18 protein-coding genes are annotated in these 23,252 nt (G+C 56.7%); 1 reads left to right on the forward strand and 17 read right to left on the reverse strand.

The annotated features are described in order from the left end of the window. Positions 1-7: 7 nt before the first annotated feature. From istA to J3A71_RS28315, 17 genes are all read right to left on the reverse strand, one after another. Complete coding sequence (istA, locus tag J3A71_RS28235; RefSeq protein ID WP_019437638.1) at positions 8-1,522, reverse strand: IS21-like element ISPpu7 family transposase; 1,515 nt, start codon at positions 1,520-1,522, stop codon at positions 8-10. A 151-nt stretch (positions 1,523-1,673) separates the two neighbouring features. Then, a complete protein-coding gene (locus J3A71_RS28240) occupies positions 1,674-3,917 on the reverse strand; it encodes an AAA domain-containing protein (RefSeq protein ID WP_245353438.1) in 2,244 nt (747 codons plus the stop codon). 6 nt (positions 3,918-3,923) lie between these two features. After that, positions 3,924-5,348, reverse strand: a complete 1,425-nt coding sequence (locus J3A71_RS28245; RefSeq protein WP_209953553.1) for a lipopolysaccharide kinase InaA family protein — start codon at positions 5,346-5,348, stop codon at positions 3,924-3,926. 5 nt (positions 5,349-5,353) lie between these two features. After that, positions 5,354-6,043: a PP2C family serine/threonine-protein phosphatase gene (locus J3A71_RS28250; protein WP_209953555.1), complete on the reverse strand. Its 690-nt coding sequence runs from the start codon at positions 6,041-6,043 to the stop codon at positions 5,354-5,356. Continuing rightward, positions 6,043-6,714 (reverse strand): VWA domain-containing protein, encoded by a 672-nt coding sequence (locus J3A71_RS28255; protein WP_209953557.1) that lies wholly within the window; start codon positions 6,712-6,714, stop codon positions 6,043-6,045. Before J3A71_RS28255 ends, J3A71_RS28250 begins: the two co-directional genes overlap by 1 nt. A 166-nt stretch (positions 6,715-6,880) precedes the next feature. After that, complete coding sequence (locus J3A71_RS28260; protein ID WP_209953559.1) at positions 6,881-8,677, reverse strand: DUF262 domain-containing protein; 1,797 nt, start codon at positions 8,675-8,677, stop codon at positions 6,881-6,883. A 30-nt stretch (positions 8,678-8,707) separates the two neighbouring features. After that, a complete protein-coding gene (locus J3A71_RS28265) occupies positions 8,708-9,682 on the reverse strand; it encodes a 5'-nucleotidase (RefSeq protein WP_209953561.1) in 975 nt (324 codons plus the stop codon). Positions 9,683-9,705: 23 nt separating this feature from the next. Beyond that, positions 9,706-10,407 (reverse strand): GTPase, encoded by a 702-nt coding sequence (locus tag J3A71_RS28270; protein WP_209953563.1) that lies wholly within the window; start codon positions 10,405-10,407, stop codon positions 9,706-9,708. 3 nt (positions 10,408-10,410) lie between these two features. Continuing rightward, positions 10,411-11,274 carry a GTPase gene (locus J3A71_RS28275; RefSeq protein WP_209953565.1) on the reverse strand — a complete coding sequence of 288 codons (864 nt, stop codon included), beginning with the start codon at positions 11,272-11,274 and terminating at the stop codon, positions 10,411-10,413. A 247-nt stretch (positions 11,275-11,521) separates the two neighbouring features. Further along, entirely contained in the window at positions 11,522-12,634 is a 1,113-nt protein-coding gene (locus J3A71_RS31790) for a restriction endonuclease subunit S (protein WP_348635373.1), read from the reverse strand. After that, complete coding sequence (locus J3A71_RS28285; protein WP_209953568.1) at positions 12,631-14,214, reverse strand: class I SAM-dependent DNA methyltransferase; 1,584 nt, start codon at positions 14,212-14,214, stop codon at positions 12,631-12,633. The genes J3A71_RS31790 and J3A71_RS28285 overlap by 4 nt, the downstream gene beginning before the upstream one ends. After that, positions 14,214-16,064, reverse strand: a complete 1,851-nt coding sequence (gene rmuC / locus J3A71_RS28290) for a DNA recombination protein RmuC (RefSeq protein WP_209953570.1) — start codon at positions 16,062-16,064, stop codon at positions 14,214-14,216. The genes J3A71_RS28285 and rmuC overlap by 1 nt, the downstream gene beginning before the upstream one ends. An 8-nt stretch (positions 16,065-16,072) precedes the next feature. Beyond that, positions 16,073-19,453, reverse strand: a complete 3,381-nt coding sequence (locus tag J3A71_RS28295; protein ID WP_209953572.1) for a DEAD/DEAH box helicase family protein — start codon at positions 19,451-19,453, stop codon at positions 16,073-16,075. 48 nt (positions 19,454-19,501) lie between these two features. Then, positions 19,502-20,983, reverse strand: coding sequence for a sigma-54 dependent transcriptional regulator (locus J3A71_RS28300; RefSeq protein ID WP_197864455.1), 1,482 nt, complete (start codon positions 20,981-20,983; stop codon positions 19,502-19,504). A 224-nt stretch (positions 20,984-21,207) separates the two neighbouring features. After that, positions 21,208-21,492: a hypothetical protein gene (locus J3A71_RS28305; RefSeq protein WP_197864445.1), complete on the reverse strand. Its 285-nt coding sequence runs from the start codon at positions 21,490-21,492 to the stop codon at positions 21,208-21,210. Between the two features lie 11 nt (positions 21,493-21,503). Further along, a complete protein-coding gene (locus tag J3A71_RS28310) occupies positions 21,504-22,664 on the reverse strand; it encodes a site-specific integrase (protein ID WP_197864444.1) in 1,161 nt (386 codons plus the stop codon). After that, positions 22,657-22,890 carry a hypothetical protein gene (locus J3A71_RS28315; protein ID WP_019341962.1) on the reverse strand — a complete coding sequence of 78 codons (234 nt, stop codon included), beginning with the start codon at positions 22,888-22,890 and terminating at the stop codon, positions 22,657-22,659. Before J3A71_RS28315 ends, J3A71_RS28310 begins: the two co-directional genes overlap by 8 nt. Positions 22,891-23,037: 147 nt before the next feature. Here J3A71_RS28315 and J3A71_RS28320 point away from each other — a divergent pair, with 147 nt between their 5' ends. Then, positions 23,038-23,250, forward strand: coding sequence for a helix-turn-helix transcriptional regulator (locus J3A71_RS28320; protein ID WP_041110558.1), 213 nt, complete (start codon positions 23,038-23,040; stop codon positions 23,248-23,250). The last annotated feature ends 2 nt before the right edge of the window (positions 23,251-23,252 follow it).

Consider the following 23,252-nt stretch of genomic DNA (forward strand, 5'->3'; position numbering starts at 1 on the left):
CTTGGGGTCAGTGGTAGTAGGCGGATCCGCGCAGGTTGGCGTGGTCGTCCGGTAGTAGCGGCAGGTTGGTTTGAGCTAGCGGCAGGTTTTCCAGCCCCTGGCGCAGGATCGATTCGAGGCTCTTGTAGCTGCACGTGCCGAGGCTGATGGCGCGACGGCAGGCCAACTCCAGACGCGCCTCACCGTGGGTTTTACCCAGGCGCAGGATGCCCAGGCAGGCCCGGTAGCCCTGCTGCGGATGGATGCGCCGTTCGAGGATGTGCCGGATCACGCCGGCGGTGTTCGGCCCGGTCTGCTCGGCCCAGCGGATCAGCCGTTGCGGCGTCCACTCGGCATGCTCGCGATGGCTCTTGGGCATGTGCTCGGCCTGCGTGCTGTGCCTGCCCTTGTGCATTGAGCGCAGGTGGCTGGCCACTCGCTGGTTGGCGTGGAAAAACTCGACGGTGCGCGCCGTCAGGCGCACCTCCAGCTGCTTCTTCACCAGTTGATACGGCACCGAGTAGTAATGCCCATCGACCTCGACGTGGTAGTCGATGTGCACCCGCGCCTTCTTCCACTCGGCGTAGACGTAGGGTTGCTCCGGCAGGGGGCGCAGCGCCGGACGATCCAGGCTGTCGAAGGCCGACTGCCGGGAGCCCGGCAGCTTCTTGAACGGGCGTTGGTTGAGCCGCTCCAGCAGCCCGGCGATGGCCGTGTTGAGTTCATCCAGGGAGAAGAACTGCCGATTCCTCAGTGCGGCGAGGATCCAACGCTCGACCACCTGCACGCCGACTTCGGCCTTGGCCTTGTCGCGCGGTTTGCGTGCCCGCGCCGGCACCACCGCCACGCCATAGTGCTCGGCCAGATCGCGGTAGCTCGGGTTGATGTCCGGCTCGTAGCGGTGACTCTTGCTCACCGCGCTGCGCAGGTTGTCCGGCACCACGATCTCCGGCACGCCGCCGAGGAAGGCGAAGCAGCGGGCATGGGAGCCTAGCCAGTCCGGCAGCTGCTGCGACCAGGTGGCTTCGGCGAAGGTGTAGCTGGACGCGCCGAGCACCGCGACGAACACCTGCGCCTGGCGGATCTCGCCGCTGTGGCGATCGATAACCGGCACCGTCTGGCCGGCATAGTCGACGAACAGCTTCTCGCCGACGCGGTGCTCCTGACGCATCACCACGTCCAACTTGCCCTGCCAGGCTCGGTAGTGCTCACAGAACCAGCTGTACTGAAAGCCCTGAGGCTGGCTCAGGCGGTACTCCTGCCAGAGCAGCGCCAGGGTCACCCCGGGGCGGCGCAGTTCGGCATGCACCCATGCCCAATCGGGTAAAGGCCGCTTCTCACTGGCAACCGCCGGGGCCGGCGGGAACAGTTGCTGCTCCAACTCGGCATCGGACAACGAACAGGGCCAGGTGAGGCCGCTGGCGGCAAAACGGCAGAGGTAATCACCGGCACTGCTGTGGCCAATGCCCAGGCTGCGGGCGATCTTGCGCACGGACAGGCCGCAGTCGAACTTGAGGCGTAACACCTCTCGGATTTTACGCATGGATAAACGCTCCACAACGACCTCTCTGCTTCGAAAAAGAGATCGATGGTAGTGAATAAATCCTGCGTGGCTGCCTGCCAGAAAAGTGTCCGGATGACCGTGGAGTCGGTGTCCGGATGCTCGTGGAATGAGTGTCCGGATCAGCGTGGAATCACTGTCCGGATGCGCGTGGAATGGGTGTCCGAGTCAGCGTGGAATCCGCATCCAGGCTGTCAGCAAGTTGTTCCAGTACCCACGCCACGCCCTGCTTTCGTTGGCGCAGCCTGTGGTCAACAAAACGATCAATTTCATCGAGTAAAGCAAGGGCCTCAGGGTCTGCCTGCTGCCTGAGTTGCGCCGGTCGGTAATCGGGCATGAACTGATCGAGCAGTGTGTCTTTCAAGGCCGCCAGGTCATGCAACAGCGCATCCGAGGGCTGCGAGCTGTCTGCCGCTTCTTGCAGCAACGCAAGGCAGTCGGTGCTCGCGTCAGCGATGTCGCGCTTCAACCAACTCAGCAAGTCCCAGGCACGATCAGGCCCGTCGTCGCTGAAAGAATTTCGTTCTACCCGCAATGCCCGGATCCGCCTCAAAGCGAAAACCTGTTGTCCATTCGTCTTGGCAGCCGGGCTCTGTCTTTGTAAGTGCTCGATGTAGTCTTCGAGTCGGGTTTCAAGCTTTGGCGGCAGGATCAAACCGTTACCATCCAGCTCACGCAGCGCACTCAAAATACCGGTGAAGGTCTGCGCTTGATGGTTTGGCGAAATACCAGCCATTCTGGCCAGGGCTAATCGGGTCGACAGGTCCCGGATAAGTTGCAGTTCAGGATACTTGCTGTATTGCTCGGCGATCTTCTCCTGCAAATGAGAGCCTTGCCGATCCAGCCAGGGATCAATTACCGACACCTCATCTTGTGCTCCGCGCTTGCCGCCCACACGAGCCCCCGGCAAGCCAAATACATCGCTACGATCCAGCGCATTGTCTACTGCGTCATGCTGAAAACTGCTGATAAGAACCTGTGCAGCGATATTTCTATCCTGGGTTTCCTCCGCAAGGCGACGCTGAAGTGCGGCGATGACCTGCGTTTTCCCTGTTCCGGGCGGACCAATAATGATGGCGATATCAGGCGTATTGAGTGCTGCATCCAGCGCCAGCGCCTGCTTCTCAGTCGGCTTTCCGCCTTTGAAGGTTTCCAGCGCATAGGGCGTCAACCCATTCATTGTCCGACGCCTTGCAGCTGGCACAGTTACACCCTCCAGCAACCATTTTAGTTGTGGCAGGCGCTTGCCCGAATCAATCGACTGTTTGGCAGCAAGACGTCTTTTACCAACAGTACGGTGCCCAGCTAGTGACAGGTAGAGCCAGCCTTCCGGTTTTTTTGGACGGATTCCGGGCCTGGTTGAAGCCGGCTTGAAAACAATAGCGTCACGCTCAAAACGTATACTGCCTCGCGGAGTACTCTGATCGGCCTTCGCTTCTTCTGTAACAAGCTCCTCTGCCCAATCTGGAGGCTCCACACCGAGATCAACTTGTGTGTTTGATGGCAGTTCAAGTGAGCGCCAACGCTCACGAAACTCCCGATAGTCATCCAGCGATTTCGGGGTCAACCGCCATACATTCTCACGCCCTTCCTCAACGCCCTCCCATTGAACGAAGCGCAGTGCGCGCAAGGTCTCAGCAGTCTTTAATGCGCCCTGCCATTCTTTATCGTTGTAGAGATTCCACAACTCAAGATAACTGGCGCTGTCGCGCAGGGCAGCCTCCAGCAATGCTTGCTGGCTTGCACTTTGGAGAACTGCAGCAACGGACGCATCACGAAACTCAAACTGGCCGATCAGGAGCGAATAGGCGCCGTCACGACGCGAGTGACGTGCAATGCGTTTGATCAGAAGACCACGATCTTGCAGTTGCTCAATATCCGCACGCCAGCCCTTGCCCAGCAACTGGAAACCACCTTTTGAGCTGCTATTACTGAATCGAGCAACTGTAAGCCAGTCGCCTTCTTCAAGACCACGGACAAGGAACTGATCGGCTAACCAGCGGCAAGCTAGGTCTATGTTCCTATCTGCGATTTCCTGCTTGCTGAAGAGGTCATCGGCAATCAGCTCATCGACCCCAATCTCAAGCTGCATGGCCGACACTTCAACCGGCGCACAGTACTGCAGTAAAAGCCTATTGCTGCCCTGCTTACTGGTCAGTAGCCAACGCACCTGATCTCGCAGGGCCAGCCGGCTAAAAAGATCCTGATCGGCTGAAGAACAGCTTACCTTGACGCGTTCGCCGCCCTGCATTGCCAGCCATTCATCCTGATAGGCCTGGATGAAAATTGCCTGGCCGATTTGAAAGCGGTCAATAAGCTCATCCGTGGAAAGAATCAGCACATCCTCAGACAGCATGGGAAAGTCTTTAAGTTCCATATGCCATCACCACCTGAACTGCCAAATGACATAGGACTTACCAAGCTCGGTTGCGCCAAGGCTGGATTTTTCCGGCAGACCTACGTGAATCAGATACGGCTCTTTATGCTGCCCACGCAGGGCCTCGGGTAGCCCTTGTTGACGCTCCAAAGGCTTTTTGGCCTCTCCTCGCTGCAGGTGAAGTTTTTCCTTTGCTAGCGGATGAATAACCAAACCCTTTTCGTTGTATTCGATCCGGATATGATCTGCAGGCCATTGGTCGTAGTTATACGTTGGCATCAGACGTTTCAGTTCAATCTCAACACCAGGCTGAAGCCAGACCTTGCGCCCAGTTGCATACCTCTTGCCTTCCGCAGAATCTTCTTCTGCCGGCAAGGAGATGAACTCTTCAAACAAGACCAGCCGAGTATCGACAGGCTTGTCGCAGAAAAAACACTCAGCTTCTTCAGCTGAACCAAGCCCAGCTGGGAGCAAAGTGGTGCCGCCACAACCTGAGCAGCAATAAATGCGCTCATCAATCTCTGCCAAAGCCTCAAGCCACTCAGCCATGCTTGGACGCTCAACAGGATTGCGCAGGCCCGCTTCAAAACAACGGCCAAACAACTCGGGTAGCTTGCTGTGTTCAAGCAACTGAATCGGCAAGTTGGCAAAGCACTGATTGGCATCGTCCTGCGTGTCATAGATCCAGGGATGCTCGCCGCGAAGCGCAGCTTCTTCTTCCTCGGGCTCGCCGTCACTGACCATCTCACCCTTAAACGGATGGTTATGAGTCAGCAACTGATAGGCGATGACCGCAAAACTCCAAATGTCCGTCAGGCTGGACAAAAGCGCATCGCCACGGACGACCTCGGGCGCACCATAGTCCGCTGTATGCACGGTCAAACCACTGTGAGACTCAAGGCTGATGTTGTCGCAATCAATCAACCAGGTTTCTGCATGGTCAGGATCATCTGACACAAAGATATTGCTGGGAGAGAGATCGCCATAAAGCATCCCACGGGCATGCAGTTGGTTCAGTGTGCGGGCGAGTTGGTTCAAAATGCGGATGCGACGCCGCAAGCCGCCTTGGCGCAGGTAATCGGCTGATGCCTCGTCTTCAGCGGCGACGAAGCTGTCAAACAGACTCTGCAGCGGCACCAGCCCATCCATAAGCTCCATGACATAGCCACAGCGTGGCTCAGCCAGCAACTTTAGCGGCCTCGCCAATTTCAGCCCGCTGAGCTCCGCGCGAGTCAACCAGGCAATATGGCGGCTCCAACGTAAGCGCGCATGGGCATCTTTATTGGTAAAGCCTTTGATCAAAACTTGGGGATACTGAGTGTGGTAAACGATACCCTGCCCACCCCTGCTCAGCTCTCCACGCAATTCATAAACTGAGCCTTCGGTGTCCTTTACGCTGCGGTTACCCGCCGCTTTTGTGGTCGCGGTCATCTGCTTCAATCCGTTCTGAATATTCCAGCGATTGTCTTGTCATCGCCATGACGTGGAGTGGACCACCCGTTTAATTCCCGGGTCAGCCACTGGCGCATGCGGCGTTTGCTACTGCTCAGCTGACGTTGATAAATCGCATCGAAGAATGGCTCCAGCTGTTCCGGAATCAGGTCATCCGAGATGCCATCGGTCATCAGCAACACGCCGTCACCGGCCTGGCATAGCGCGAAAGTTAGGCTGCAGTCGGCCTCTGCCGCCTGCGCCAAGGTCGTGGTCTGGTTGCCAAAGCCTTGGCGCGCATCAGTTACGATTCTGAACACACCCTGACTTCTGACTAGCAATAAGCCATCGCCAACCTGGCCCGCCACGCCGTGACCCTGATCGTTTACCCTGGCCCAAAGGCAGGTTGTTTCATGCAGCCGATAGCGCTCACCAAAATGAGTCAGCCAGGCATCACGCAGGTTGTGGGCTACCGACTCATGGGCAATGCCACGCTGTTGGCGGGCGAGTTGCCGGAACAGTTGCACGGCTTTACGCGAACCCAGATGGCTAAGCGGGCGGCTGCCCAGTCCGTCAGCCACAGCAATACACCACCCGCTGGTGAGGCCGCTGACGCACAGGGCATCCTGATTCGGTGAGCCGTCCAAAAAATGAGCAGGGCCCCGCACCGAAGCCCCGCCAGCCACCAAGCGCATTAGAACTCCCAGTCTTGGTCGTCTGCGCTTGGTATCTGCAAAGGCGTAGCCTGATTAGGTGTTGCCGACTGGCTGCGCGCGCTGACGCTCATAGTTACTGCGCGGAAGAACCGATAGATGTCGCCCGCATTTTCAGCGCGGAACAACGGGGCCTCGGGGTCATTGGCGAAGTCGCTGAGCATGGCTTCATCTGCATCAGCACCAATAGCCATGGCAAAGCGAGTGGCCTTTGAAGAGCGTTCGCCATTGATCAACCGGGCAAAGGGACCCTGCCAGTCATCATTCGGATAACCGTCGGAAGCCAACACGATTACCGGCTTGTAGGCACGGGAGGGAATGCAGTCCTTGTCTTCGATCATGTCGCAGGCAAGCGACAAGGCACCGCCCAGTGGGGTCATTCCTTCTGCCACAAGCGGTGTAAAGCTTTTAAGCTGATGAGCGGGGGTCAGCGGGAGGTTCAACTCAGCCCTACTGCCGCCAAAGGTGATCAAGCTAACCTGCAGTTCTGCACGCAGACGGCTTTCGCCAGCAAAGCTGCTGATCATGTCCTTGAGCCCCTTGTTAAGGGCTTCGATTTTGCCGTTATCCGACATACTGCCACTGGTGTCGGCCAATACGATGATCGGCAGCGGGCGAGCGGTTTGGACTTGGAATTTTTTGAGTTCTGACATTTTCATACTTCCTTGGTAATCAGGTGTGTCTATCCTTTAGCGCATTCCGTGCCAACTCATGTTTTCCTTTGAAAACAGAGTGTTATGCGCCCGGAAAGGCTGAGGGCATTGCGACGCAAGTAATATTTCTTATGAAGCTGAAAATTTATTTACACCACACGACCGCTTACAAACCCCAGTAATACTGCTTAATCTTCTGTGCCATCAGCCGGCGGCGTTCGGCCAGGAAGGTTTCGAACTGCTCAGGCTGATAGGCAGCGAGGTCATGCGGAAGGCAGTTGGCGGCCAGGTTGGCCTTAAGGTCATCCGGGCTGATGATCGCACCGTAGTGCGCAGCGCCTTGCTGACACTGGTCAAAGACCTTCGCCATATAAGCGGCCGGGGCGGTGTCGCCGATCTTGATGTTCACTTCCTGCTGCACGTACACGTAGTTGGCCACCTGGTTGTACTTGCTTCTGAGTAGCCCCCGCTGCTTGAGGAAGTTCTTCGGAAAGATGTGGTGGATGTCACCGTGGTGCGTAAGCATGTCGCGCACGGTGATGTCCTTGGACAGGAAGCCCTTGTCACCCCGATTGGCCTGCGCGGCCCAGAACACCTTGATGGCCGGGGCATTCACTGAAGAGGTGTTCAACGCCTGCGGCAGGCCAAAGTCCCAGAAGGCATCAGACAGGTCAGCCGCTTCGATATCAGCCAGTACGTCAGCAAATGCTCGCTCGTGCACGGCCTTGATGTCCTTGTCGAATCGGGACTCCGGCGAACCCGAATAGCGCCCGGTAAGCAGCGACATGACGAACCAGCGGCGCACCCAGCTTTCGATATTGGGGTTGTTGCCCAGGTCGCGCTTGAGCTTGAGGTACAGCACGTAGGCGAAGTTCAGCGCATTGACCGAGCCAATCATTGAGCTGTCCACGTAGCCCGCCGAACGGATGATCATCAGGAAGCGCTTGAAGTGCGTTTCATTGATGAACTCCTTCACCCCTTCGCTCAGGGTCTTGAAGGACGCTTCTTCGATTTCCTTCTCGTAGCTGCGGGTTTCGAAGTTACGGCCCGAGAGCAGCCCGACCAGATCCGAGAGCCGGCCACGATTGAATTTGGTGGTGAAAGCTACGCGCAGCATGTCCGAATAGCTGGGGTCGTAGAGGTCGTCGTTCTCACTCTTCAACCAACGCATGGCGCGGAAGTAGTCGGTCTGCACGAAGGCCTTATCGTTGTTCTCGATATGTGCGTAGAACTCTGGCGCGATGGACAGGTGGCAGAAGTAGTCGATGGCCTTGCGCAGGGTGTTGCCGTCGAACTCCTCGTTAGCGGCGATCTTCGACATGACGAAATCCGCCTGGCTCAGCACCACACCCTTGGAGTTGATGCGGATAAAGATCTCGGTGACCGTCTCGATATCCAAATCCGCCGCCAGCTCGATGAGGCCGATCTGCTTTTTGGTGATATCACACAGCCGGTCCAGGCGCTCGTAAAGCAGGTCTTCATCGACGTCGGGGTTTAGCTCCAGGTAGTCACGACCGACCTTATGCGCCTTGAGCTCACCATTAACGATGGGCGCGATGTCGGCAAACCAGGCTTTGTCCTTCTCGATGGCCGGGTTGCTGACCTCGAAGCGTTCTTCGATGGGGTGAAAGGCGATGCGGATACGCACCTGCTGGTAATCCTGGTTAACCACCTGCTGCCCGGCGATGGCGGCCGTCAGCGCCGTGACACGCTGCTGGCCATCGATCAACACCTTCTTGCCCTCGGCCAGCGAGCCGTCTTTCAGCTTCACCGTCGGGTTGCGCCAGGCAATGATGTAACCCACCGGAAAGCCCTGATACAGGCTGTCCATGAGGTCACGCACTTTGGTGGCATCCCACACGAACGGCCGCTGAATTTCCGGTATGGCGATCTCCCCGGATTTCACCCAAGTCAGCAAGGTTTCGATCAGGTGCTGATTAACGGAGTACTTCTGCGCTGACATGGGCATTCCTTTGCATGCGTAAAAACGAATCTACCCGCTTGCCGCTGGTAGCAGATCTACCAGGCCCGAGCGGGAAAGGTATGGCACTTTGCCAGAGGGTACCAGATTGGCAGCGGCTTCCAAGTGCACATCCTGATCGTCGAAGAAGATGTGCGGGTTGAAGGCCCTGAGGACTTTGGGCTTACCGACTCCGCCCAAGAAGAACGCCTCATCAACGTACACGCCCCAAGCGCGCAGGGTATTGATGACACGCATTTCCGAGGGCGAATTTCGCGCGGTGACGATGGCAATTCTGATTGGCGAATCCTTGCTGCCAGTGGGTAGGCGCTCCTGCAGGTGGGCCAGTTTTATCAGTAGGCTGGCATAAGGGCCCTCTTCCATCGGTGTGTGCTGCAGCGCATCTTCCTGGGCCTTGAACGCATCCAGTCCCTGGGTCTTGTAGACCAGCTCACTGGCATCGGAGAACAGCACCGCGTCACCGTCGAAGGCAATTCGCACTTGGCCCTCGGGTATTTGCGGGGCGTTGGCGGGTGGCGGCTTGAGGATGGCCGCAGCGCACTGCCGGGAGTCGATGACCTTTTGCGCGTCCTCCACATTCGTGGTCAGAAACAGGTCCACATCGAAGGCGTCCATGTAGTCGGCCACCGATTCGCCGCCGGTAAAAGCTGAACGGGTGATTGCCAACTGATCGCGGCGAATGGTCTTGAGCACGCGAATACCGGTGTCCGGGCTGTTGCGCGACATCACCACCACCTCAACCAGCGGGGAGGTGTCTTCAACTTTCATATGTCGGTTGAGGTCAAGCAATGCCTTGACCAGGTGATAGCCGGTGCCAGGCACCAGTGGCTCGTCCTCACGCTCCTGCATATAGCGACGGTAGTTGTCGATCACGCTTTCCGGGTCAGCCTCCAGTGCCGCCTTGAACATCTGATCGGACTCGCTCATATCGAACAGAGCAGTAGCCGAGATGCCCACAACCAGGGTGTTGCTCAAATCAAGCGCCATAGAGTTAGTCCTTGTTTCAGCAATTACTCACCGAGTGCAACACGAACGATTTCATTACTCAGTACAGACATGTTCCACCCCGTCTCAGCCGAATAAGGCACAACCGGATGATGTGGCGAAAACACCTTGGTAACCTCACGCAGCTTCAGGTCGATATTTTTCAGTTGCTCAACTGTTGGAGCCTCATGCAGGTGACGAGTGATGGGCTCAACTTTGTCGCATTGCCCAAGCGCGTAAATGACTTTGCGCTTAAGCTCTGGCGCCTGGATCAAATGACTTACTGTCTGCTCATCTACGGCATAGTCCCGAGTATCAGCCCTAAGCACATGGACGATCGCGGATGCATAACTAAAAAAATCAGAATAAAGCTTTAAGTACTCCACATCGCGCTCAAGGCTTTCGCCTATACCCGGCAAATCGCCCAATGACAGCCAATAGTTATTACCAACATGAAAGTCGAGACATTGGCATTCGCGGGAACACGCTTCTACGTCACTGGTTTCAAGAATAGGCCGACCGATCAGGGCGTTAACCGTGGTGGACTTGCCATAGCCAGACTTCCCGACAAATAAAACCATTCGTTCCAAGTATCCAAGCCCCGTCGTTTGATCGACCCACTTATGCCAGCCGAAACGATCAGCGTCTTTAAATTGGTCAAACGCCGGGAAGCGCTTGGAGAGCTCGCTGATATCACCGCGGTGGAGGCGGTACTTGGTTATATCCACTGATTACCACCAGCTGAATATTTTGCTGAACACCTTTGTTACCAGTTTTACTGCAGCCTTCGCGATCGGCGCAATAGGAATAATGTCAGTCACTATATTAAACAGCTCGCTAATCAAACCATCCTTAGCCTCTGCTTTTGAGTTTTCAGAGCGATTTTCAGCTTTAACAGAATCAAGAACAATTGCTTTCTTATCCGCCGGTAGGACCTCAATAATCTTTTCAACCAGCTGAACAAGCCCATATTTTTCATTGGCCGATACTGGGATCACGCACGAGTAGGGCAAATCAAAAATCTTTGCCACACTGATACGCTTTTGTTCGATATTTTCTGCCTGCTTGGCCCCTGGCTTTTGAGCGCTTTCATCCCACTCGCGAAACGGCTCAATCTTATCAACTTGATTGAGTGCAATAATAAATGGACGCCCTTTTTCAATATAAGGCCTAACCAGATTCTTATAGAATGTTTCATCTGATGAGAACGCCCGATCATCGCCCTTAATTACCCACAGCACCAGATCAAGCTCAGGCAGTATAGAACGGTAAAGCTCGGCATACTCCTTGTCCCGCTCATTGCTTTCACCAACGCCGGGCACATCCAGCAGTTTAATGCCTTTACCACCGATATCGAGGATGACTTCCTGCGGCTTACGCGTGCAGCCGGCAATATCGCTGATCTCGCACACGTCTTTGCCGAATACCGCATTGCACAGACTGGACTTGCCCGCGCCGGTCTTACCAAAAACACCCACTACCGGCTGGTAACTCAGAACGCTATTGACCCGACTGAATATTTTTCCAATAAAATCAGCACCAATTTGACCATCTTGCTTCAGTGCATCTTCGAGTAATTTGCTGTGATCGCTCATTTTTATTTTCCTTCAATACGTTATTTAAGGCTTTTTAGATTCCGCGGCAACTCATGGTTTCGTCGCCGGGAATAACCGTGGTGGTGCGGTAGCCGCGAAAATGGATGAGTTTGACGGACTTAAGGCGCATGGGGATTTCCTTATCTACAGCTGACCAGAGACAAATGTAACGGGATGACATTTGCACAGCCGCAGGCTGGGGCGAAGCCCCGAGCACAGGGATGTGCGAGTGAAGGCTTATGGGCTATCACAGTTCACCTCGAAATGATTTTTGACTGAGTGAGCTAAACATTGCCTCAGCTTCTAACAACGCAAAGTCAAAGCCTTTGGCCGACTCAAGATACTTTACTTTTATATCCTCGAACTTGAGTTGCTCTTGGAGCGGCGGAAAGATCATCTCAAGTGGATAGATCCTATTTCCGGAAACGAGAGGCTGCGCCGCCTTACCTGCATATTGGTTCAAGTTAGATATATCTAGAAGCTGAGCCAAATAGTGAATATTTACATCTCGAACAAAATCTTTTACGTAAAGTGCGTTATCAGTCACCCAAGAATACGGCTGCGTAATATGAACAACGCCACAGTAAGCACCCACACGACCGATAACCAACTGTGGCTCTTTGAACATATATTCGGAGTGATGGCCGTTTACTCCATTACCACCGTACACCGGATAAGAGCCGCTTGAATCCATTTCTTTCGCAGACAACCCATTACCACTTGATAGTTTTAAAACATCTCCAAGTGGCTTGACTTCCCACCCCTTCGGATTTGTCACCGGGTCGCCGAACATGTCCAGAAACACGGCGCGGAGGAAGTCGTCGGCGAGCTGGATGGCTTGCTGGCGTTTGCGGCGGATGGTGTCGGCCTTGTCGAGGATGGCGGCGATGCGTTTTTGTTCGGGCAGGGGTGGGAGGGGGATTTCAAATCCCTTCAAGAAGTCACTTCCAATGCGTTTCTGCCCAGCAGCACCAGACATAGATTTTTCGCCAAGAAATCGAAACTGCTCGTTCCATACGAGATAAAACAGATAAAGGCCATCTAGCCTTTCTGTGTCAGGGCGAATGACATGAAACTCTGTCGAGCCAAACCCGATTTCGGTAGGAATCTGTCCTGGACGAAGACACTTTCCGTTTTCAAAGCATGGCGTGATTTTTGCCAAAAGCACGTCGTTTTTGTCGAAATAGGTAAACCCCTTTTTGGTCTCAGAAAGAATGCGAGCTTCCGAAGCCAACAGGTATCCATCTTCCGATGCCGAGGCCATAGCGACAAAAGTCACCTCCTGAGATTCATCAACGTCCCTCGGTGGTCTCGGATTAATGGTTGCCACATCACTGAGCTTTACCACCGGCCAACTCACAGCATCCCCTCCAACTCATCCAGATCCGTCAGAATCTCCCGCTCCAGCCCTTTCAGCCGTTGCAGTATCGCTTTCGGGTCGTCGTACTCTTCCTGCTGATACTCCACTTCCTTGTAGCGATTAATGGAGAGGTCGTACTTATTGGCAGCGATATCCTCGGCCGGCACGACAAAGGCCTTTTTGCGCTTGTCGCCGAACAGGGTATTGATGGTACTGGCGCTGATATTGCCCTCGACCATCTGCCGGTATTTATGCCACTGGGCGATGGCATCGGGCAGGTCGTTGCTGCCCTCGCCTTTCAGTTCGGTGCGTTTGTCGTCCAGCGAGTAGCCGTCGGCCTGCAGGTCATAGAACCACACGCGCTCGGTGGTACCGCCCTTGGTGAAAATCAGGATGGCGGTGCTGACCCCGGCGTAGGGTTTGAACACGCCACTGGGCAGGCTGACGATGCCTTCCAGCTGGTTGTTATCCAGCAGCTCCTGGCGCAGTTGCTGGTGGGCCTTGGACGAGCCAAACAGCACGCCGTCCGGCACGATCACGGCGGCACGGCCACCGAGCTTGAGCGAGCGGAGGATATGGACGACAAACAGCAGTTCGGTCTTTTTGGTTTTTACCAGGCCGAGCACGTCGGGGTTGGTGTTGGTTTCGTCCAGGCTGCCTTTAAAAGGCGGGTTGGCCAGCACCACGTCGAAGAAGTTCTGCTCCTGACGCGGGTAGTGCTCCTTGATGGATTTGCTCAGGGAGTCCTGGTAGCGGATGTTCGCGCCGTTCACACCGTGCAGCATCATGTTCATGCTGGAGACGCGCAGCATGGTGGTGTCGAAGTCGAAGCCCCAGAACATCTGGCTGTTGATGTGCTGGCGGTAGGGTTCGAGCAGGTCGCCGGAATAATGCAGGTTGCCGTCTTCGTCGGTGAAGGTGCCTTCTGGGCTGGAGTGCACGCGGTTGAGGTATTCCATGGTGCGGGCGAGAAAGCCGGCGGTGCCGCAGGACGGGTCGCAGATCACCTCGGTGGGCTGCGGGGCGATCAGCTCGATCATCGCGTCGATGATATGGCGCGGCGTGCGGAACTGGCCGTTGATGCCGGCGGTGGTGAGCTTGCTCAGCAGGTATTCGTAGATATCGCCCTTTACGTCGCTCTGGGTCAGCGGCAGGTCGTTGACCATCTCCACGGCGGAGGTGAGCACAGACTCGTTCTTGATCTCCAGATCGGCGTCCTGCATGTATTCGCTGATATGGCCGAGGCCTTCGCGCTCGCCGCCCTCACCTTCAGCGCCGCCGAGTTGGGCGAAGAACGGGTAGACCTTCTGCTTGAGGTGGCTGTGCAGCTCCTTGCCGCTCATGTTGCGGAAGTTCTTCCAGCGCAGCAGCTGGCCGTCCGGGGTATTGGGGAACAACCGGTCGAAGGGCTTGCCGGTGCGGTTGGCTTTGCGCTCAGCCACGTCTTCCTGCATGTCGAGCATGCGGGCAAACATCAGGTAGCTGATCTGTTCGATCACGGTCAGCGGGTTGGTGATGCCGCCAGTCCAGAACTTTTCCCAGAGCTTGTCGATATCGTTGCGGATTTTGCCAGTGAGCATCAGGCGGTCTCGTAGTCGGTTTCAGTGTCGGTTTCGGCAAGCAGGTCTTCATCGTCGGCGCTGTCGATCAGCGCGGTGATGTTCTGCTCGGCAGGGATAAAGTCGATTTCCAGCGCAGCCTTGTCGGCGAAATAGGCTGGTAGCTGCGCCTTGATGGCGGGTGCCAGGTTCTTGAATTCGCCCACCTGTTTGACCAGGTTGCCCTTGCCGCTGACCAGTTGGCCCTCGGCTTTAACGTAGGCTTCGGTGGCGTTCTCCAGGCCCTTTTTGATTTTCTCGAAGCTGGCCAAAAAGGTGTTGAGCTTTTTGAACACGGCCTCTGCCCGGCTGGCCAGGGCGGCAGTGTGCTTGTTCTGGTCTTCGTAGCGCCAGAGCTGGCGCACGATGTTAAGGCTGGTGAGCAAGGTGGTTGGCGTGGCCACCAGTACATTGTTCTCGATGGCCTGCTGAAACAGGGTTTCGTCCGCCTTGAGCGCTTCGACGAAGGCAGACTCGATGGGGATGAACATGAAGACCATGTCCGGCGAGTTCAGCCCCGGCAGCTTGTAATAGTCACGGTCGGCCAGCTCCCTGATGCGGCTGGCGACGGCCTGCACATGCTCTTTGAGTGCCTGCTTACGCTCCAACTCATCTTCTGCGTTGACGTAGCGGGTATAGGCATTGAGCGAGACCTTGGCGTCGATGATCAGGTGCTTGCCCTGGGGCAGGTACACCACGGCGTCTGGGCGCTGGCGGCCCTCCTCAGTGGTGATGCTGACTTCGCGCAGGTAGTCCTTGCCCAGTTGCAGGCCTGAGCGGTCGAGCACGTTCTCCAGCACCAGCTCGCCCCAGTTGCCTTGCAGCTTCTTCTGCCCGCGCAACGCGGTAGACAGCTCGTGGGCCTCGGTGGTGATCTGCTGGTTGAGTGCCTTGAGCGATTCCAGCTCTTTGCGCAGCTCACCCTGCTGGGTGGTCTCGCGGTGATGGATCTCCTGCACTTCGCGCTTGAAGGTGTCGATGGACTGCTGGAAGGGATTCATCACCGCACTCAGGGAAAGCTGGCTGCTTTCCTGCAGTGACTTGGTTTTAGCCTCAAGGATTTCGTTGGAAAGCACCTTGAAGTGTTCGCTCAGGCTGGCCTTCTGTTGCTCGAAGTTGGCCAGTTCGCGGGCGTGGCTGGCCTCGCGCTCGGCCAGCTCGGCTTTGAGTTTGGTTTCCAGGCGTTTTATTTCAGCGAACTCACCTTGCAGCGCTGCGAGCTTATCGTCTGCGCCCTTCAACTGCCCTTTCAGGTCAGCCAGCTGGGCGCGGGCTTCGTTGTTTGCCTCCTCAAAGCCCTTGGCGTTTTTACCTTCCTGCGCCAATTCAGACTTCAGCTGGCTGACCGCCTCGCGCTCTTTTTGAAGATCGGCTTGGGCCAGCTCAAGGCGCTTTTGATAGTCCTCAACATTTGCTTTAAGGCTGCGGACTTCCGTCTGCGCTGTTTCATGTTGAGTGACGGCCAGGTGATGCTGTTTGGTGGACTGCTCCAGCTTTATCTCAAGGGTTGCATAACGATCCTTGGCCTCTTGCTGCTCGTGGCTCAGCCGCGCTTCGTTGTTGAGGGCTGCCTGGAGTTTGGCCTTCAGCGCACTTTCTGCGACTTGCAGTTCCTGAGTGCGTGCATCTGCAGCCCGGAGCTGCTCACTCAGCGCGGTGCCGGCAGCCACAGCAGAGGCCTGCGCCTGTTGCGCTTGCTCAAGCTCTACGGCCAGCCGGCTGAGCTGCCGGCCTTGACGCAGGGCCGCAACAACATAACCGAGTACCAGACTGGCTAGGGCGGCGATCACGCAGATCACGATGATTTCAGTCGTCCATTGGCTGGCTTGCATAATCACTCCTAGTGACTGGCTGGCGGGGTGTCCCCGCGCAAAAAGGGCTTAAGTACGGCGACCAACTCGGTGACATCGGCGGGGGCGAACACGCCGTCGATGCCCTCGTGGGAGATGCTGGAAAACGGCGCGTCGTAGAGGGTTTCAATCACGATACTGCCGTGCTGGGCGATGTAGTTTTTCAGCAGGTTCATAAAGCGCACCTGCTGAGCGGTGAGGCTGGGGTGGGCATGGAGGAACTGTTTGAAGTGTTCCTCGATGGCATGGGCATCCAAGCCGATGATTTCGCGCACGGTGAGGTGCAGTTGATCCGCTGTGCGACCGTAGAACTCGTTAAGCACTTCCAGGCTGACGCCGGGGTGGCTGGTGAGGATGGTCGAGGTCAGCGTCTTCAACTCGCTCTCGGCAATAGGCTCGCCCTTGTGGATTTTCTGCAGGGTCGGGTTGGCGGCAAGCATGCCGGCAAGGATGTCCTTGAGGCGGCGGCGGTAGATCATGGCCTCGCTGGCGCCAGTGATGTACACCGCGCGCTCGTCGCCCAGCAGGTTGCCATCCTTGGTTTTGGTGGTTCCTATGCCATCACCCGGCCCGGTGCCGGTCTGACGGTATTTCATGATGCCGCGCAGTTCCTGGCGGGCGTTTTCCAGCTTGTCGATGCCCGGCTGCAGCCAGAACTCGGCGCTGCGTACTTCGGCGATCAGGGCATCTTTCTGGCGTACGGCCTGAATGTTGACGGCGAGCTTGTCCAGCTCGGCCAGCAGGGCAATTTTGCCGTCCTCGAAGCAGGTGGCCTGCTCGACCAGGCAGCACTGAATACCGGCGATGAGCTTATCCAGCGCGGTGGCGTGTTTGTCGCGCAGCACGCGGGCCGACATCAACGGGGCAATGGTGTTAGTCAGGAGGTGTTGGGTTTTGCCATCGAACTGCTGCAGCTGTTGGGTTTGCTGCAACTGGTGCACGGCGCGCAGCTCACGCTTTACCGCCACGCTGGTATCGGGCAGGTCGTTGATGTCGGCACGCAACAGGGCTATGGCGGCATCGAAAGCGGCGGCATGGTTGTGCCGCAGGGCGGCCTGGGCCAGCGCCAGGCGGGCTTCGAAGGTGGTTTGCAGCAGGGATTTGCTGCCGGTGTCTTCCGGCTCCTGATACTCCTGCTCGAAGAAATCGAAGTTGCCGTAGTGGTCGAAAATCAGGAATTCGGTTTTGTGTTTACCGGGGCCAAACAGGTTGGGGCGCAGGCGCGTGCCGCGGCCGATCATCTGCCAGAACTTGACCCAGGATTTGACCGGCTTGGCGAACACCAGGTTGACCACTTCCGGTACGTCGATGCCGGTGTCGAGCATGTCGACCGAGATGGCGATGCGGAAGTCGTTATCCGGCTTTTTGAATTCCTTGATCAGGGTGTCCACGTGCGGGATGGCGTTGTGGATGACCTTGCAGACCTTGGTGCCGTACTGCGGGTAGAGCTTGCAGAAGAGCTTTTCCAGGTGCTCGGCGTGGTCCTGACGCTGGGCGAAGACGATGGTTTTGCCGACCAGTGAGCCGGTCTCATCCTTGATGCCGTTGTTGATCAGGTTTTCCAGGATGATGCGGTCGGTGTCTTCGCTGAAGATTTTGCGACCGATGTCCTTGCCGGCGATGGTGGTGCGCTTGGCTTCTTCCTCGCCGAGGTCCTCTTCGAGCTGACGCTTCTGATCGTCACTCAGGTCGTTGTAGTGGATGCCGTCGCGTAGGAAGTCCGTGGTGAGATCCTTCACGCGGAATGGCACCAGATACGGCGGCTCATTATTGATGGCGGCATCGAGACCGAACTCGAAAGTCGGGTCGGTGGTTTCGCAGTCGAAAATATCGAAGGTGTTGCGGCTGATGAACTTCACCGGCGTGGCGGTGAGGCCGACCTGCAGCGCGTCGAAGTAGTCGAACAGGTCGCGGTACTTGTTGTAGATGCTGCGGTGGCTTTCGTCGGCGATGATCAGGTCGAAGAAGCCCACATCAAGCTGGGCGAAGCGGTTCATCATGCCCGGGTAGGTGGCGATGTAGATGCGCGCGGTCTGGTCGACCTTGCCGGTTTCGCCGATCACGCAACGGGGCTCGCTGGGCAGGTTTTGCTTGAAGGCATCATCGGCCTGCACGCGCAGCTCTTTGCGGTCGCAGAGGAACAGCACGCGTTTGGCCCAGCCGGTGCGCAGCAGCAATTCAGCCAGGGCGATGGCCACACGGGTTTTGCCGGTGCCGGTGGCCTGGATGATCAGGGCTTTGCGGCGCTGCTGCTGGAAGTGAGCGGCGACCGTTTTGATCGCTTCGATCTGATAGGGACGGTCAGCAATATTCAAATCAGGGTTATGACGCTCTAGCTCCGCTTTGCGGTATTGCCGCTGGTAGATCAGGTATTCGAGGCTGTCCTTACTGTAGAGGCCATACACCGGGCGGTAGGTGTTGTACTGCGCGTCATCCCAGATGAAGGTTTCGTAGCCGTTGCTGTAGAAAATCACCGGGCGCTGCATGCCCATGCGCTCGAAGCCATCGGCGTACATGCGGGCCTGTTCGCGCCCGGTTTGCAGGCTGACATTGCCGGATTTCTTGGCCTCGATCACGGCCAGGGCCTGACCGTTGTCGCCCCATAGCACGTAGTCCGCACGGCCCTTGCCAGAGACGTTGCCGGGGAAATCGACTTCGACTTCCTGGCCGACCTGCGCGGGATTGCTGACATCCCAACCGGCTTGCAGGAGCATGGCGTCGATCAGCAATGCGCGGGTTTTGGCTTCGTTCCACTGCAGGCTGTCGGCCACCTTCTGGCTCTGCTGCTGACGCTTTTGCTGGTCAGGCTTGGCAGGCGGGTCGACCTTGTCGAGGTGGCGGGTGCGCTCCTGCTCCAGCTTGTCCATCACGCTCTGCAGCGCTTCCTGCTGCTGGTTGAGTTCCTTCTCATAGCCGGAGACGGTTTTCTGCAGGCTGGCCAGCATCGCCGCTGGGTCTTTGACCTCGGCAAATGCGGGGATCGAAGCTTGCGCGGTGCCGTAGTACTTGATGGCCATGTACATGGCCAGTTGGTAGGCCGTTTTCAGGGCTAACTGGGCATTGCGCAAATCGCCCTCGGCACCGTGGGCGGTGTCGTTGCCCTGGATGCGCAGGAAATTGATCTGGTGCACCAGCGGCTTGCTGACGCAATCAACAAACACCGGGTTTTTCACCAGGTCGTAGAAGCTCGACTGCGGCATGCGCGGCAGCAGTTCTTCCTTGTAGATGGCTTTGGTCAGTTCTTCGGCAAAGCTGCGCAGACGGGTGAGCGCGCTGCCCGGATCGATGTGCAGTACAGCCTCGGCAAGACCGGCGAGGTTGGCCAGCAGCTCGTTGCCGGGGCGGAGGAACTCGAAGTTGACTGATTTCATAAAGGCGATTCTGTCCATGTCGGTCCTAAAGCGAGGACCGTGCCAGTTTTATTCGATGCCGTATTTGTCCATCCAGTTGCTCAGCGTTTGCTGGCTTTTGAGGCCTAGCAGGCTGGCCGCCCGGGTCTTGTTATTGCCGGTAAGCGTCAGCGCCTTGCGCAGATAATGCCCTGCCACCTCAGCAATTACCTTTTGTAGATCAATACCTTGGGTAACATCCATAGCCAATACATCAGCCTGCGCTTGCGGCAGCTTGAACATTGCCTGCTCGATATCGTGGGCAGTAATCAAATCACCCTGACACCAGAGCGCTGCGCGCAACAAGGTGGATTGCAGCTCACGAACGTTGCCACGCCATGGGTGTTGAAGGATAAGATTTTTTGCTTCTGCGGAAATTTTCTTATCGCCGAGACTGGTGTCCTGGCTGGCAATGCCCGCCAGCAGCGCTTCGGACAGCAACAGCAGGTCACCTTCGCGCTCTCTGAGTGGCGGCAGGTGCAGAACACCCACAGCAATGCGGTAGAACAGGTCTTCACGGAAGCGCCCGTGAGCGACTTCCTGCATCAGGTTGCGGTGGGTGGCGGTGATCAGCCGCACATCGACCTTGAACTCCTGGTTGGAGCCGACTGGGGTGAAGGTGCCTTCCTGCAGTACACGCAGCAGTCGCACCTGCACATCCGGCGTCAGCTCACCGAACTCATCGAGAAACAGCGTGCCGCCATGGGCCTGCTGGAACACTCCGGGCCGATCGGCAATAGCGCCGGTGAATGCGCCCTTCTTGTGGCCAAACAGGGTGGAGTCGATCAGCTCCGGCACAATGGCACCGCAGTTCACCGCCACAAAGGGCGCAGCAGAACGTGGGCCGGCATTGTGAATGGCACGGGCAAACAACTCTTTGCCGGTACCGGTTTCGCCGTAAATCAGCACCGGCACCTGCTTCGCCGCGAGTATTTGTGCCTGCGCCTTGAGTGTCAGCATGCGCTCGCTCTGCGTCACGATGCTGTCGAAGGCTGCATCCACAGGCGCATCCAGCCCGGCGAGCTGAACCAGCTTGTCGGTGCTGATGGTGTTGGCGGCTGGCACATACTCGGCGGCGATCTCAAACGGCACTTCGACTTGCTGAACGCCTTGCTCAAGTGAGGACTGGAAGAAGGTCGCCGGATAGCGCGTTTTGCTCAGCAGAATCCACACCGCTTGCATGGCCGGCGTACCGGGGCTGAGCAGAATGGAGAGTTGATTTGCGGAAGTACTCAGGCGCTTTAAATGCTGACTGGCGGCCTGGTAGATCTCGCCGAAATGAACGGGGGAAGACAAGGACACGTAATGCGCGGTGATGGGTAAATCGACCTGCTGGCGTAGCCAGGTCAGGTATGGCTCAACGCGCTCGGCGGGGTATGAGCAAAGAAGCTCGACGCTATCAACGGAAACCGTGTTCAGGGTCGCCAGGATCGGGCCTGCCTCAGCACCTGCAACTGCCTTTAGATCATTCCCGCCAACCCAACTGGCCAATACGCGTTGCTTGTTTACCACTGTCCCTGTTCTCCCGGCCTCCCTCTTGCCCATCAGCGGGCAGGAGAAAATGTGCTCTGGTTCGCGTCCGGATAGTAAACCAATCCTTCAATCCGGGTCTTTAACTGCCTGACTGGATGTTCAAATTGAGCTGTAGCAACAGCGCGGCTTTTGCTCCCAGCAAATATTGGTATGAGCTGCAGCCGGGGTAGAACGATGAAGGGGCCTTACGGCCCCTTGTGAACTTAGTTAGCCAACAGGCTTTCAAGCTTCTCGATCAGGTAATCCAGCGGGCTACGCCCCTCCAGGCGTTTTTCGAAAACTTCGTTGCGGTGGTAGGCGACCCAGGTTTCGAGGGCATGCCAGTTATCCTTCTCGTAGCCAGAGCCCAGGATGCAAACAAGCTCAGTGCCATAGGGGTTCTCGAGGTAGTGACTCATGGCTGAAGCCAGATGCTTGAGGTACTTATGCTCGCGAGCCTCCATTGATGGATGCAGAGGAGTCACGTTGTCACATTTGATCAGCTTCATGGTGGAACTCCTCAGGCCTTGAGATTGGCTTTGATCAGGTTGTCGAAGGCACTGCCATCACGCCGGGTCAGGTTGGGCACATAACGCGAATAGACACGGAACAGCATCTCGGTGGTTGTGTGCCCCATCTGCCTGGCGATCCACTCCGGGTTTTCGCCTGCAGCCAGCCAGAGGGTCGCGGCCGTATGACGGGTTTGGTAGGGACGCCGCCTGCGCAAACCCAGGTGACGCAGAAGCGGATACCAAACCCGGTCGTTGATGTTGCGGTATGCGTGCGGCGTACCTTCGCGGGTGCTAAAGACAAACTGTCCGCTGCCGGTTTTCTCCCGCTGGCCGAGGAGCGCCTGGTAAACCGGCTCGGACATATCGATCTCACGCTGTGAGCCGTCGTTCTTGGTGTAGTCGAGCTTGCCGCCCACCCAGGTTTCACGGATCAGAATCTGCCGCCGCTGAAAGTCGACATACTTCCATTGCAGACCATCAACTTCGGCCGTCCGCATGCCTGTGAAAAAGCGCACGGTGTAGTAGTTGCGGAAGTCCTCACGCACTGTGCTGAGGATCTGCAGCACCTCATCCAAGGTGAAGGGTTCCACGTCTGTCTTGGGGACTTTCAGTGATTTGATGTTGAGGTATGGCGAGGTAAACTCGAAGCGGTCAGCTGCCTCACTAAGGATCATGCGCAATGGCGTCATGATGTGGTTGATTCGCGTCGCTGTCAGACTCTGACCTTTCTGCCCGGGGACTTTGCCGAGTGCCGAGCGGAATGACAGAAGTTCTGCTTTGGTGATGGCGCTGACCTCTTTTTTGCCGAACTCAGGCAGCAAATGCTTATCGAGGGTAAGGCGCACGGTCTTGGCATGCGTATCCCGCCACTCGACCCTCATCTCCTCAAACCACAGTTCGGCAAAATCCCTGAACAGCGGTGTTTTCAGCGATGCACAGCCAGCCTGCAGCCTACTGATCTCCAGTGCTTTGCTGCTTTGAGGAAAGTAGGTGGCATAGTCGAAGCTCCCAAGGGTGATTTCTGCTTCGATGCGCTCCAGGATCTTCTGCAGTTTTTTCCGGTTTGCGGGCGTATCAGGCAGCGTGGTCTGCTCGCGGCAGCGCTGATCCAGGTAGGTGAAGTCAAAGAACAACTTTTCGTTGTCTGCACGCGCTCGAATCTTACCCATGGCAGATACCCCCGCCGGCCATCGGCACCAGCCCGGAAGTCCGCGAGAATTTCTGCATGTCTTCTTCGACTGCTTCCCAGATGAAAAGAATCTTGCGGCCGCCAAAGGGGCGGAAGTAGTGAATCCCTTCCAGGAGGACTGAATCTTTCAAGCGATTACGGATGGTGCGCGCGTCGTACTTCATGCGCGTGGCCAGTTCCTCGGTAGTCAGGTATGTGTGAGACATGGCTATGCCCTCTCTGCTAAATTGAACGACAGCGGATTCTTATGAGCTTCTGAGTGCTCATAATGATCTCCTGTAGATCAATATAACGCTCATTTTGAGCTTTGCAAGGACAAAATGATCTCCTGCAGATCATTTTTGGAGATTTAGATGGTCAAGTGCCATTTGTCTCGCTTACTCGGCGAGCGGAAACTGAAGATCAGTGACGTGGTCAGGGACACCGGGATCAACCGCGGAACCCTCACGCGGCTCTATCACGAGACCGCGCAGAGGGTAGAGCTCAAGGACCTGGAAATAATCTGCCAGTACCTGAACTGCCAGGTGGGAGAGTTGCTGGAACTGCAGGAGGATCCGGAGAGCTGAAC

It is taken from the genome of Pseudomonas sp. PvP089, assembly GCF_017875165.1.
Classification (GTDB): domain Bacteria; phylum Pseudomonadota; class Gammaproteobacteria; order Pseudomonadales; family Pseudomonadaceae; genus Aquipseudomonas; species Aquipseudomonas fortuita.